This window comes from Lactobacillus agrestimuris (genome assembly GCF_943193025.1).
Taxonomy (GTDB): domain Bacteria; phylum Bacillota; class Bacilli; order Lactobacillales; family Lactobacillaceae; genus Lactobacillus; species Lactobacillus agrestimuris.
This window is the reverse complement of the sequence record NZ_CALPCQ010000011.1, coordinates 18,663-33,062: the sequence shown is the minus strand read 5'-3', so window position 1 is coordinate 33,062 and position 14,400 is coordinate 18,663. Positions and strand designations below refer to the sequence as shown.

General features: G+C 35.3%; 10 protein-coding genes. 2 read left to right on the top strand and 8 right to left on the bottom strand.

Going from position 1 to position 14,400, the window contains the following annotated elements; all coding sequences use genetic code 11:
* The first annotated feature begins 72 nt into the window (after window positions 1–72).
* On the top strand, window positions 73–1,512 hold the full coding sequence (locus tag NFR82_RS04755) for an APC family permease (protein ID WP_251717146.1): 1,440 nt from the start codon (window positions 73–75) through the stop codon (window positions 1,510–1,512).
* A gap of 50 nt (window positions 1,513–1,562) precedes the next feature.
* Here the strand turns inward: NFR82_RS04755 and NFR82_RS04750 are convergent, their stop codons facing one another.
* Window positions 1,563–3,179 carry a GW dipeptide domain-containing protein gene (locus NFR82_RS04750; protein ID WP_251717145.1) on the bottom strand — a complete coding sequence of 539 codons (1,617 nt, stop codon included), beginning with the start codon at window positions 3,177–3,179 and terminating at the stop codon, window positions 1,563–1,565.
* 170 nt (window positions 3,180–3,349) lie between these two features.
* Between NFR82_RS04750 and clpP the strand changes: the two genes are divergently transcribed.
* Window positions 3,350–3,934 (top strand): ATP-dependent Clp endopeptidase proteolytic subunit ClpP, encoded by a 585-nt coding sequence (gene clpP / locus NFR82_RS04745; RefSeq protein WP_251717144.1) that lies wholly within the window; start codon window positions 3,350–3,352, stop codon window positions 3,932–3,934.
* Between the two features lie 42 nt (window positions 3,935–3,976).
* Here the strand turns inward: clpP and whiA are convergent, their stop codons facing one another.
* From whiA to NFR82_RS04710, 7 genes are all read right to left on the bottom strand, one after another.
* Window positions 3,977–4,912, bottom strand: a complete 936-nt coding sequence (gene whiA / locus NFR82_RS04740) for a DNA-binding protein WhiA (protein ID WP_251717143.1) — start codon at window positions 4,910–4,912, stop codon at window positions 3,977–3,979.
* Entirely contained in the window at window positions 4,905–5,951 is a 1,047-nt protein-coding gene (locus NFR82_RS04735; protein WP_251717142.1) for a gluconeogenesis factor YvcK family protein, read from the bottom strand. Before NFR82_RS04735 ends, whiA begins: the two co-directional genes overlap by 8 nt.
* An 8-nt stretch (window positions 5,952–5,959) precedes the next feature.
* The gene (rapZ, locus tag NFR82_RS04730) at window positions 5,960–6,835 is read right to left on the bottom strand and encodes an RNase adapter RapZ (protein ID WP_251717141.1); all 876 of its coding nucleotides are present in this window, start codon (window positions 6,833–6,835) and stop codon (window positions 5,960–5,962) included.
* An 88-nt stretch (window positions 6,836–6,923) separates the two neighbouring features.
* Window positions 6,924–7,466: an HdeD family acid-resistance protein gene (locus NFR82_RS04725; protein WP_251717140.1), complete on the bottom strand. Its 543-nt coding sequence runs from the start codon at window positions 7,464–7,466 to the stop codon at window positions 6,924–6,926.
* A 70-nt stretch (window positions 7,467–7,536) separates the two neighbouring features.
* Entirely contained in the window at window positions 7,537–10,386 is a 2,850-nt protein-coding gene (uvrA, locus tag NFR82_RS04720) for an excinuclease ABC subunit UvrA (protein ID WP_251717139.1), read from the bottom strand.
* Window positions 10,376–12,421, bottom strand: a complete 2,046-nt coding sequence (gene uvrB, locus NFR82_RS04715; RefSeq protein ID WP_251717138.1) for an excinuclease ABC subunit UvrB — start codon at window positions 12,419–12,421, stop codon at window positions 10,376–10,378. Before uvrB ends, uvrA begins: the two co-directional genes overlap by 11 nt.
* A gap of 99 nt (window positions 12,422–12,520) precedes the next feature.
* On the bottom strand, window positions 12,521–14,245 hold the full coding sequence (locus NFR82_RS04710) for a phospho-sugar mutase (RefSeq protein WP_251717137.1): 1,725 nt from the start codon (window positions 14,243–14,245) through the stop codon (window positions 12,521–12,523).
* Window positions 14,246–14,400: the final 155 nt, after the last annotated feature.

The window sequence follows — 14,400 nt, the reverse complement described above, 5'->3', positions numbered from 1 at the left end:
TTGCCCATTTTTGGGCTATCCGTTATATAATGAAAAAGTTCACAATTTATTTTTTTGAATAGGAGAAATTTAATGGTAGAAACTCAAAACAATCCTAAAAAAATGATGTGGACTTCATTAGCAATGATGGCCTTCTCTACAGTATGGGGGTTCAGTAATGTTGTTAATGGTTATGTCTACTTCGATGGAACAAAGGTTGTCTTTAGTTGGATAGTTATGTTCCTGCTCTATTTCGTTCCCTACGCCCTGATGGTTGGGGAACTTGGTGCCACCTTCAAAAATTCTGAAGGTGGGGTTTCATCTTGGGTAAATGCTACAATGGGCGCTAAATGGGCTTATTATGCAGGATGGACTTATTGGGCTTGTCACATCGTTTATATTTCTAGTAAAGGTACGGGTGGCCTAAGAGCAATGGCCTGGGGGATCTTTGGAAATACTATTTGGTATGATAGTTTACCAACTGCAACTACTCAAGTTGCTACATTAGTTGTCTTTTTATTTTTCTGTTGGGTAACTAGTCGTGGTATCACCGTATTAAAGGGTCTTGCAACTATTGCTGGTACATCAATGTTCATCATGTCAATTTTATTCATCATCATGATGTTCGCAGCACCTGCAATTAATCCACATGCAAGTTATCTCAGTATTAATTTTAACTGGAAGAACTTGATGCCAACATTTAATGTTAAATACTTAACTTCACTTTCGATTTTAGTATTTGCCGTTGGTGGTGCTGAAAAGATTTCACCATATGTTAATAAGGTAAAAGATCCATCAAAGAACTTCCCTAAAGCAATGATGGCACTTGCAGTTATGGTTATGATTTCAGCTATCTTAGGGACCTTTGCGATGGCTCTGATGTTTGACCCTAAAGTTGTTGATAATAACTTAAATGAATATATTTCAAATGGTGCCTACATGGCCTTTGATAGACTTGGAGAATATTACCACGTTGGTGGTTTATTCATGTACATCTATTCATGGTGTAATGTTATTGGTCAATTCTCAACTTTGGTTATTAGTATTGACGCACCACTTAGAATGCTCCTTGCAAGTAAAGAAGCTAAAGAATTCATTCCTAAGAAACTGCTCAAGGTTAACAAACATGGAGCTTACCTCAATGGTATCTGGATGGTTGTAATCCTTTCTGGTGGCTTAATTGCTGCTCAGGCATTGTTGCCCGATGCTCAGTCAGTTATGGCCCAATTAGTTAAGTTAAACTCAACTACTATGCCACTACGCTATCTTTGGGTATTTGCAGCATATATTGCCTTACGAAAACATCAAAGTCAATTTGAAACAAGCTATCAAATGACCAAGAGCCAAGCCTTGGCATACACCGCTGGTATTTGGTGTTTTGTTATCACTGCAGCTTGTTGTCTTCTCGGTATTTATTCACCTGATGGATTTACCTTCTTCTTGAATGTAATCACACCAATCATTTTAGTAGCATTGGGATTGATTTTGCCAGCTATCAAAAAATCTGAAGACGCAAAAGAAATATCAAAATAATTTAAAAGTTTTTAAAAAAACAGGATTAATTAATCCTGTTTTTTTAACTTTTAATTTAATTTACTTTGACTTTCAAGTAATTCAGCACGTTGAGCTAGGTTTACGTATAGACGTTCATCACTTATTGAAATACCTTCAATTTCTCTACCAGTTGAGAATGTATATGACTTCTTCAACTCGCCGTCACGACCAACCTTAACAATTAAATCGTTAAATCCAAGATAAAAGTTCTTATTCTTAGTATCGTAAGAGAATCCTTGAATTGGTGAATCATTATCTACAAATTTTCCTTTTGTAGCACCAACTAAAGTTGGGTACCAGTTATCACCAGTACGGTTTAATTCCCAGTATTCGTAACGATCTGTAGTCTTGTCATAGTAAAGTCCATACATTTGCTTATCGCTAGTAATAACGGCATTCTTGAAGTAACGTGGTGAGTTTTCATTGCCGTTCCAGCACTTAATAGTCCAAATCTTGTTAATAAGCATATCGCTCTTACGGATTTGTACTAATTCTTCAGACTTATTACTTGTTTGTTCAGTATTATCATTAACAAGAACATAGATATAATTCTTGGTTGATCCCATTGCTTGTCCATGACCAATTGGAATGTATGGACTAACTTTAATATTCTTTACGTATGTGTTAAATTTGCTTTGACTCATAGTAAGAAGATTCTGTGGGTTATATGGACTAACCAACTTATTCAAGTTATAACCAACAATGTGACCTTGAATTAAGTTAGTGTGACTAAGCAAACTAGTATATGCCCAACCATTTGAAACAGTTAATCCTTCAGGGATATGACCTACACGGTTAATATTACCGTCATTATTAGTGTCAGTCTTTACACTAAGTAAAACTGGTTGGAAAAGACGGGTCTTTAGTGTCAAGTCATCACTACTCCATGAATGTGTTTTCTTTTCAGGAGTAAATTCCTTTGGATTAATGTAGTTCAAAGATGAACCATAGTGACTGTCTGGACTCTTTAAGCTATTAGTACCTTCCTTTGGAGTAACGGCATCTGCATTTCCGATTCCTTCACTAGTACTCTTTCTAACTGTAATCTTTACAGTTGCCTTGGCTTTTCCATAAGTATATTTAACGTTATAAGTCTTTGGATCTGTACAATCTACACCATCTTTTGAAACGCTAACTTCATCATTATCTACAACTGTACCAGTATCATCAGTTGCGTAGCTGATGGCATCACGCGTATCAAAGAGATAATTTTCATTATTCACAAGAGAAACTGTCTTAGGAACTGCAATTTCGTTTCTTGCAAAGAATCTTTCATTAACCCAACCGACGCGACGACCATCAACATAAATTAACCAATAAGTATATTTCTTAGTTTTAATACTTTGATTAGATTGAATGTGGTTATAACGGAAATTAATCCCATCGGCTACCTTGCCAACTGGTTTGCCATTATTAACGGATTTCCAAACTTTATAATTCTTATTTCCGGCAACCTTAGTCATCAAATCATAACTAGTTGTTACTTGAGCGGGTGTAGTCTTCTTTTTCTTAACATTTGTACTTTCACTAACAGTTGATTTATTACTGTTTGAATCAGCAGCAAATGCCACACTTGTAGTATTAGCGGCAACGCCTAAGCTCAATACAACTGAAGCAGTAAAAGTTAATAATTTTTTACAGTTCAAATTATTTCCTCCAAACACAAAATCTTACTTCTACATTGTAATATAAAATTATTGTAATAAAAAATACAAAATTAATACACTTTCATTGACATGAACAAAAGTAAGTGATTTAATTAGCACTGTACTCTTATGAGTGCTAATTAATAATGTTTATTATAGGAGGCAAAAATATGCTCGTACCTACAGTTATTGAACAAACTGCACGTGGTGAACGTGCTTATGACATTTACTCACGCTTATTAAAAGACAGAATTATTATGTTGAGTGGCGAAATTAATGACCAAATGGCTAACTCAATTATCGCTCAATTATTATTCCTTGATGCACAAGACAATACTAAAGATATTTCATTATACATTAACTCACCAGGTGGTGTAATTACCTCTGGTCTTGCAATTATGGATACTATGAACTTCATTAAGTCAGACGTATCTACTATTGCAATTGGTATGGCTGCATCAATGGCTTCAATTCTTTTGACAAGTGGTACTAAAGGTAAGCGTTTCGCTCTTCCAAATTCAACAGTTTTAATTCACCAACCATTAGGTGGTGCACAAGGTCAACAAACTGATATTCAAATCGCTGCTGAAGAAATTTTGAAGAGTCGTAAGAAGATCAATGAAATCTTGCACGAAACTACTGGTCAACCATTAGACAAGATTCAAAAAGATACTGAACGTGATAACTACTTAACTGCTGAAGAAGCAAAAGAATACGGCTTAATTGACGAAATTATGGTTAATAAGAAGAAGTAATTTAAGTCACAAAAATAGGGATTCGTAATGAATCCCTATTTTTTATACTCTTAATTTTTCTGCCATTTCTTTTAACTTTTTCAAGCGATGATTTACGCCTGACTTTGAAATTGGCCCATCTGGTACTTGTGCTGCCAACTCTTTTAAAGATAATTCCGGATGTTTTAATCGGAAACGTGCAAGCCCCTCTAACTTTTCAGGTAACTTATCTAAACCTACTTCTTTATCAATCAATTGAATATCTTCGATTTGTTTTGCTGAAGCTGAAGCTGTTTTCTTCATGTTTGCTGTATCGCAATTAACCAAGCGATTAACCGAATTTCTCATATCACGAATAATTCTCAAATCTTCAAATGCCAACATTGCATTTAAAGCACCTACAATATGTAGAAAATCTCCAATTTTTTCTGCTTCTTTCAAATACGCAATATATCCACTTCTTCTTTTAGTCGTTTTAGCGTTTAAGTGGAAATATTTGTTCATTAAATCTTTCAGATCTTCATTGTGATCTTCGTAAGTTGAATATATCTCTAAATGATAACGGCTTGTTTCCGGATTGTTAACACTTCCACCAGCTAAAAAGGCACCACGTAAATACGACATTGCACCTTCTTCAGAATTCATGATTCTTTCTGGAATTCTAGTAACTAATCCCTTTTCTGGATCCCAGATTTGCAATTTACGCATTATTTCCTGAACATTATTTTGAAGACGTACCAAATATTGATTATTCTTCTTCAATTTCATTTTTCTAGAAACAATTAATAATGGTTCTACTCCAAATGCAACTTTAATTAAAGTAAATATTCTTCTAGCAATTGCTGGATTTTCCGTTGTTATATCCAAACTAAATTGATGATCATGTAAATTTAAAACACCATTCATACGCAAAAAAGCAGCTAACTCCGCCTTTGCATGTTCCGGGTGAACTTCAAGCGAAGTTAGCTCTTTTTTTACATCACTAGCATAACTAGCCATCTATTTCTTCATCCAATCTTTTTCTTGACATTGCTTCAAAAGCCAAGTTAATAATTTCTTCTCCCACTTTTTCACCGTCGTGAAAAACTAAGCCATGTCTTTGATCAATAAAATCATCCGTAATAACTCGACATTCTTGCTCTCTTAGGCCCTTAAAGTTATTTCTAACTGGTTCAATATATTCATCGTAATCTTCTGGATGGAACTTATCCATATCGATTTTTGCACCATTTACTAGAGCGGTATTAATATAATGACCACCTAAATGTTCATTAATCACTCGAACGTGATCAGCATCACTGAAATGATCTGTTTCTCCGCGCTGGGTCATAATATTACAAATGTAAATAACTTCTGCCTTAGTTTCACGAACCGCCTGACCCAAATTCGAAATCATCAAATTAGGTAAAATAGAGGTAAACAAACTACCAGGACCAAGTACAACTGCATCCGCCTGCATGATTGCTGCCAAAACAGGTAATACAGCTTTTGGAGTCTCGCTATTATTGGTATCGGTTACCCAAACACGCTTAATTTGTTTATCTTTGGAGGTAATTTCAGTTTCACCTGATTCAGTACTTCCATCCATAAATTCTGCATTTAAGGTCAATGGTTCATTAGAAGCTGGGAAAACATGCCCATCAACCTTCATCATCTTAGAGAGGGACTGCACTGCATCAAATATGTTTCCATGCATTTCATTTAAGGCCGCAATAATTAAATTACCGATTGCGTGACCTGAAAAGAATGAATCTGATGAATCAAATCGATATTGGAAAATATTCTTTTCTTCATTTGGAATATCACTTAGTGAGACTAAAACATTTCTAATATCACCAGGTGGAACAACGTTAATAAAATTTCTGATTGAACCAGATGAACCACCATCATCTGAAACTGTAACAATAGCAGTAATTTCTGCATTTTGATCTTTCAGAGAATTGAGAACTACTGGTAATCCAGTTCCTCCTCCAATTACGACAACTCGCGGACGTCTTCCCTTAATCACGCGAATTACTTTGGTTTCACCATATGCCATCTTTTCACCTAATTTCTTATATAACGACTAACCTCACGATGAGTTATATCCACAGAATACTTCTTTGATAAATCTCTTGCCAATTGTTGAGCAATTGATACACTTCTGTGCTGACCACCAGTACAACCAATCGCAATAGTCAATTTTTCTTTACCTTCTTTAATGTAACCTGGAATAGCGGTTTTCATTAAATCTAATAGTTTTTCGTAAAAGACTTTTGTTTCTTCTTTGTTCATTACATAATCAAAAACACGCTTATCCAATCCAGTAAAAGGTCTCAACTCTGGAATATAGAATGGATTAGGCAAAAATCTAACATCCATTACAATATCCGCATCAATTGGCATCCCATATTTAAAGCCAAATGACATGACCTCGATTGAAAACTGTTGATGTTTGCGGTCGCTAAATTCATGTAATAATTTTTCTTTTAGTTCTTTAGTAGATAACTTGGAAGTATCAATAATATAATTTGCACGATTCTTAATTGGGCTAAGAATTCTTCTCTCTTCTTGTATGCCATCAAGTAATCGACCATTTGTAGCAAGTGGGGGTAAACGACGAGTTTCCTTATATCTTGCTACCAGAGCATCATCGGAAGAATCTAAGTAAACAATTGTAGCCTGGACTTTACCGTTATCTTCAAGTGAATTTACTTCTGAAAGTAAGTCTTCATAAAAAGTTTTTACTCTTAAATCAATTACTACAGCCACTTTCTTGAAATCTTCAGAATTAATCATTAGATCCCAAAAGCTACCCAGTAAAGTCGGAGGTAAATTATCAACAACAAAATACCCCATATCTTCTAAGGCATGAGCCGTAACAGTCTTTCCTGCACCACTCATCCCTGTAACTATTAATAATTGTTTCTTTTCTTCGGACATAAGACGCCTCCTGTTCAAATATTATAACACACCGGGTGTTTCATTTTCTTAAATTAGGCAAAAAAAAAGAGTCTTTCGACTCTAATTTTTATCTATGCATCCAGGCAGTAATAATTTCGTTTATTCCGAAAACCAAAAGCCAAAATGCAACCAACCATACTAAGCTCAATGCAGCAATAATTGGGTTGAAAATCAAAAAGATTGCAATGATTAAACTCAAAATGTTCATAATCAAGTTAAAGATAAAGTAACCATTTGAAATCATTTTCAAGCGTCCTGAAAATGCAATTCCAACTACTGAATCAACAAAGAACCAAATTGCAAATAAGTATGCAATCACAATTCCACCAATGTCATATGAACATAAGAATAAAATACCAATAATGATATCTAAAACACCAGAAATGATTGCTACCCAACTGTGTTGGAAGAAATCACGAAAACGTGAGTATCCTGCTAACCATACAATACCTTGAAGTATTGAAACAATACCAAATACAAGAACAAAGGCCTGTAAACCTTTGGCAGGGTGACGCATAATTAAAAATGATGCAATTACCATTAAAATACCGGCAACAAATGCCCCCCAGTCAAAGCCACGACTTTGATTTGAAGATGAAAAGTTATCCATAATTATATCTCCTCCTTGTTAACATTTTACACTGAATTAAAGTTATAGCCAACCAAATTAATTTTATACATTATTTTTTGTTATTTTTGGCAGCCTTCGTTAATTTAGTATCACGGTCTAAAACCGGTTTCAAATATTTACCCGTATAGCTTTCTTTAACATTAACAACTTCTTCAGGAGTGCCAGTGGCTACTACAGTACCGCCGCCATCTCCTCCTTCTGGGCCCAAATCAATAATCCAATCAGCGCATTTGATAACATCCAAATTGTGTTCAATGATTAAAACGGTATTGCCTTCATCTACCAATCTTTCAAGTACTTCCATCAAACGTTTAATATCATCTGTATGAAGTCCAGTTGTTGGTTCGTCAAGAATATAGAAGTTCTTACCAGTTGATAATTTCTGTAATTCTGCAGCAAGTTTCATTCTTTGAGCTTCACCACCAGATAAAGTAGTTGCTGATTGCCCTAACTTAACATAGCCTAAACCTACATCAACAATAGTTTGTAATTTTCTTTCGATCTTAGGAATGTTTTCGAAGAACTTAGTTGCTTCATTTATTGTCATATTCAATACTTGCGAAATATTCTTTTCGCGATAAGTTACTTCCAAAGTTTCTGAATTATAACGATTACCATGACATACTTCACATGGTACATATACATCAGGTAGGAAATTCATTTCAATCTTGATGATTCCATCACCATGACAAGCTTCACAACGTCCACCTTTAACATTAAATGAGAATCTTGCTTTAGTGTATCCTCGCATCTTTGCCTCATTAGTTTGAGCAAATAATGTTCTAATATCATCAAAGACACCAGTATAGGTAGCCGGATTACTTCTTGGGGTACGACCAATTGGGCTTTGATCAATATTAATTAATTTTTCAATATTTTTATATCCAGTAATACTCTTGTACTTTCCTGGTTTAGTTGAATTATTATTTAGTTTTTGAGCTAAAGCCCGCTTTAAAACAGTATTGACCAAAGTAGATTTACCAGAACCGGAAACACCCGTCACAAGATCTAATTTTCCTAAAGGAAAATCAACAGTAATATCTTTCAAATTGTTTTCTTGTGCACCCTTAACTGTTATTTTCTTGCCATTACCTTTACGGCGCTTTAATGGTACTGGCACAAATTTTTCACCAGTTAAATATTGACCTGTTAAAGATTTAGGATTATTTTCAACCTCTTCAGGAGTTCCTGCGGCCATTACTTCACCACCATAAGAACCGGCACCAGGTCCCATATCAATTAAATAATCAGCTTGCCGCATTGTTTCATCATCGTGTTCAACAACGATTAAGGAATTACCTAAATCTCTCATTCGCTTAAGAGATGAAATTAATCGGTCATTATCACGCTGATGAAGACCAATTGATGGCTCATCAAGAACATACATAACCCCTGACAAGTTAGAACCAATTTGAGTGGCTAATCTAATACGTTGGGCCTCACCACCAGATAAGGTATTAGCGGATCTAGAAAGTGTTAAGTAATCTAATCCCACACTATCAAGGAATGATAAACGATCACGAACTTCTTTCAAAATCGGCTTGGCAATCGTGGTCTTTTGTTCATTAAAATTAAGATTCTTGAAGAAATCGAGTGACTTGTTAATTGATAATTCTGAAGCTTCAGCAATATCTTTACCATTTACTTTCACAGCTAGAGCTTTTTCATTGAGACGCTTACCGTGACAAGTAGTACAAGTAAGTTCAGTCATATACTTACCCATTGCCTCACGCATAAATTTTGACATTGGGTGGTGATAACGACGGTCAATATTATTAATAACTCCTTCAAAGGCCTGAGTTGTATCATTAACGCCAAAATCACCTGTTAAGTGAAACTTAACTTCCTTGGTTGAACCATATAAAATAGTTTCTCTCTGTTTTTTAGTAAGCTTATTAAATGGTTTATCCATCGGAATTTTTAAAGCTTCACAAGCTTGTTCTAACATACCCGTGTAATACTTTGAAGTTTTCCATGGTAGAATTGCACCTTCAGCCAAAGTTTTCGACTTATCTGGAATAACTAAATCCTCATCAACAGTTAATTTCATTCCAAGTCCATCACAGGCAGGACAAGCACCAAAGGGTGCATTGAATGAGAAAAGTCTTGGCTCCATTTCTCCAACTGTAAAGCCACACTTTGGACAAGCATAGAATTCTGAAAAGTTAAGCATTTCTCCGTCAATGACATCAACATTCATGTAACCATCAGAAAGTCTTAATGCTGCTTCAATTGAATCAAATAGTCTTGAACGAATGCTTTCTTTAACGACTAAACGATCAACTACAATATCAATTGAGTGACGCTTATTTTTTTCTAATTCAAAGTCTTCATCAATTGAATGCATTTCACCATCAACAATGACACGCACATATCCTGATCTTTGTACTCGTTTGAATACTTCTTTATGTCCACCGCGTTTATTTCGAACAACTGGAGCCAAAAGCTGGATTTTAGTTCTTTCAGGTAATTCCATAATTCGATCAACCATTTGATCAACACTTTGACTTTCAATGACTGTACCATCATTAGGACAAATTGGAGTTCCAACTCTTGCCCAAAGCAATCTCAAATAATCATTAATTTCAGTAACTGTTCCGACTGTTGAACGTGGATTATGTGAAGTGGTTTTTTGATCAATTGAAATAGCTGGATTTAAGCCATCGATTGAATCAACATCCGGCTTATCCATTTGTCCCAAAAATTGTCTGGCGTAGCTTGATAATGATTGAACATAACGTCTTCTACCTTCTGCATACAAGGTATCAAAAGCTAAGGAGCTTTTCCCTGAACCAGATAAGCCTGTAATTACCACTAATTTATCTTTAGGAATTGTTAAATTGACATCTTTTAAATTGTGTTCACGCGCTCCGCGAATGACAATTTTATCATTTACCATTAAAATTTTTCCCCTTTATCTTTTTTGGCCTTCTATTTTCATTTTGTAATTCAAGTATAGCATCACGTAAATTGGCTGCTTCTTCAAAGTCTAATTTCTTAGCTGCTTCTTGCATTTGCTTACGCAAAGTAGCAATCATTGCTTTCTTCTGTTTTGCAGTCAATTCATCAAAGTTCAAATCTGCAAAGCTATCTGATTTCTGCTCTTCTTCACTACCTGCTTTAATAGCAGAAATTGCATCTCGAATTGGCTTAATAATTGTCTTTGGAGTAATGCCATGCTCTTTATTGAATTCCAGCTGAATCTTACGACGACGGTTAGTTGCATCTATGGCTTCACGCATTGAATCAGTAATCTTATCCGCATACATGATTACCTCACCGTTAGCATTACGAGCTGCACGTCCCATAGTCTGCACTAATGGCCGATATGCACGAAGGAATCCTTCCTTATCAGCATCAAGGATCGCCACCAATGAAACTTCAGGTACATCAATACCTTCACGAAGCAAGTTAATTCCAATTAGGACATCGAATTTTCCAAGTCTTAAATCTCTCAATATTTGCATTCTTTCAAGCGTCTTAATGTCAGAGTGAAGATATCTAACCTTAATTCCCAGATCCTTTAGATAGTCGGTCAAATCTTCCGCCATCTTCTTGGTTAAAGTAGTAACAAAGACACGCTCGTCGCGCTCAATTCGCTTATTGATTTCACCAACTAAATCATCAATTTGACCCTCAATCGGTCGAACCTCAATCTTAGGATCAAGTAAGCCGGTTGGACGAATAACTTGTTCAACTTTTTGATCAGCTCTTTCTAATTCATAATCACCCGGAGTTGCTGAAACATAAAGTATTTGATGAACATGATCTTCGAATTCATCTAATTTTAAAGGACGGTTGTCTAAAGCTGAAGGTAAACGAAATCCATAATCAATCAAAGTCTTTTTACGATTACGGTCCCCATTATACATTGCTCGAATTTCTGGCATAGTTGCATGTGACTCGTCGATTAAAATCAAGAAATCATCTGGAAAGAAGTCAAGTAATGTATAAGGAGGTTCCCCTTCTTTTCGACCTTCCATATGACGAGAGTAGTTTTCGATTCCATTGGTATAACCAACTTCTCCCATCATTTCCATATCATAAGTAGTTCTTTGTTTAATTCTTTGAGCCTCAAGAAGCTTTCCCTCTCCTTCAAACTTCTTGACTTGAAGATCCATTTCCTTAGAAATTGCCTTAAGTGCTCGTCTAAGTTGCTCATCATTAGTCATAAAGTGAGTAGCTGGGAAAAGTGAAATATTTTCTCTTTCACCGATTACTTCACCAGTTAAGGAATCGATCTCAACAATTCGATCTACTTCATCACCGAAGAATTCAATTCGGTAAGCATGATTTGAATTTCCTGCAGGGAAAATTTCTACTACATCCCCACGCACACGAAAACGTCCACGTTGAAAATCAATATCATTTCGATCATATTGAATATTTACTAAGTCTCTTAGTAAAGTATTTCTTTCATATTCATCACCTTCATGAATTGTTAAAACGCTCTTAGCATATTCATGTGGGTCACCCAAACCATAAATACTTGAAACAGATGCTACTACAATAACATCATTGCGCTCCATTAACGCACTAGTTGCGGCATGTCGAAGCTGATCAATTTCATCATTAATTGATGAGTCCTTTTCAATATAAGTATCAGATTGAGGAACATAAGCTTCAGGTTGATAATAATCATAGTATGAAACAAAGTATTCAACTGCATTGTGTGGGAAGAATTCTTTAAATTCACCATAAAGCTGACCAACCAAAGTTTTATTATGAGAAATTACTAAAGTAGGTTTATTTAACTTAGCAATAATATTTGCCATTGTAAAAGTCTTACCAGTACCGGTAGCACCTTCCAAAATCTGTTCTTTGTAACCTTCTTTAAAGCCTTCAGTTAATTTTTCAATCGCTTGTTCCTGATCACCAGCAGGTTTATATTTTGATACAAGTTCAAACTTTTTATTATTTTGTCGCTTAATCATAAAAAAGCCTCCTCGTAAAAAAAGTTGGACCAAAAGTCCAACTTTTTATTTAATGATTCTATTTTACTACTTCGAACGTGTTTTCGCACTATTTTTACTTTAATTTAAAAGTTTTGCTAAAGCTGCTTGATAGTCTTCAGCCGCCTTTTCAGCAGTTTGAATATCCTTTTTGTTAACTCCAACATAAGCTTTAATTACTGGTTCAGTACCTGATGGTCTAAGGGCAACCCAAGTTTCATCATCTAAGAAGTACTTCAAAACATCTGACTTTGGAAAGCCTTCCAATGGTTTCACTTCACCATTTTCAATAGTTTCCTGCTTCAAAAAGTCTTGAATTTTAAGAACTTTAGTACCATTAATTTCAGTTAGGTGATCATTTCTAAGCTTATTCATCATTTCGGCCATCTTCTTTTGACCACCAATACCTGGCATTTCAATTGCTTTAGTAATTTCGTAAGCAACACCATACTTTTCCCAGATTTCTCTTAAGCCATCAAAGACAGTCATACCACGGGATGCATAGTAACTTGCTACTTCTGCAAACATCAAAGCGCCTTGCATAGCATCTTTATCACGAGCAAATGGTTTAAACAAGTAACCGTAACTTTCTTCAAAGCCCATAAGGAATTTACCATCATTTTTCTTCTTCATGCGGTCAACTTCTTCACCAATATATTTAAAGCCTGTCAATACATGCTTAGTTCTGATGCCATAACTCTTAGCAATCTTGAATGGTAAAGCACTTGATACAACTGAAGTTACAATTTCGTAATCGTCAGTTAATTTACCTGTTTCTTTAAGGTGAACTAATAAGTAATTGGCCATTAAAGTAGCAATTTGGTTACCGGTAAGAACTTGGAAATCACCTTCATTAGTTCTTACAGCCGCACCCATTCTATCAGCATCCGGATCAGTTGCGATAATTACATTAGCATTAACTTCATCGGCCAATTTAAAGCCGGGTTTAAAGACATCACGATATTCTGGATTTGGTTTAATAGTAGTTGGAAATTCTGGATCAATAATTGATTGACTTGGAACCGGAATCACATTATCAAATCCACCTTCTCTAAACGCACGATCGTAAAGCATTTTACCTGTACCGTGAAGAGGAGTGTAAATAATCTTAAGTTTATCGGCATTCTTTTTGACCATATCAGTATCAATATTAACCTTCTTAAGTTCTGCCAAATAAGCTTCGTCAACATCTTCACCAATTAATTGTAAGGTACCATTTGCACGCAATTCTTCTACTGGTGCAGCCTTCACTGAGAAAATATCATCTACTTTTTGTGCATAAGCAAATAATCTATCAGCATTTTCTGGAGCCATTTGTGCACCGTCTTCACCGTAAGCTTTATAACCGTTGTATTGCTTAGCGTTGTGTGAAGCGGTAATGTTAATACCGGCAAAAGTGTGTAAATAACGTACTGCAAAAGATAATTCTGGGGTTGGTCTTAAATCATCAAACAAGTAAACATGAATTCCATGTGCTCCCAAAATTCTAGCAGCATGTTCCGCAAATTCTCTTGAATGGTATCTTGAATCAAACGAAATTACAACTCCGCGTTTCTTAGCTTCATCACCATTTTCATCAATCAAGCGAGCCAAACCTTCAGTTACTCGTCCAACAGTAAACATATTAATTCTGTTAGTACCAGGCTCTAAGCGACCTCTCATACCGGCAGTACCAAAGTTAATATCTTGACCAAAGGCATCTTCAATCCAAGATTTATCCTTACCTAAGGTATTCAATTGATCTGCTAAGTAATCTGGTAACTTATTACTGTTTTTCCACTTTTCAAAAATTTCTTGTGCGTTCATTCTGAACCTCAATTCTTTATTTTTTATTTAATCCCTTGTAACACTATTCTACTATTTTTTTAGATAAAATTTAGAGTACATTTACGAAATAATCTTCTAAATTCAAAATTTTTACATATTGTGTTATGAAAGCACAAAAAAAGAGAGGCCTTCGC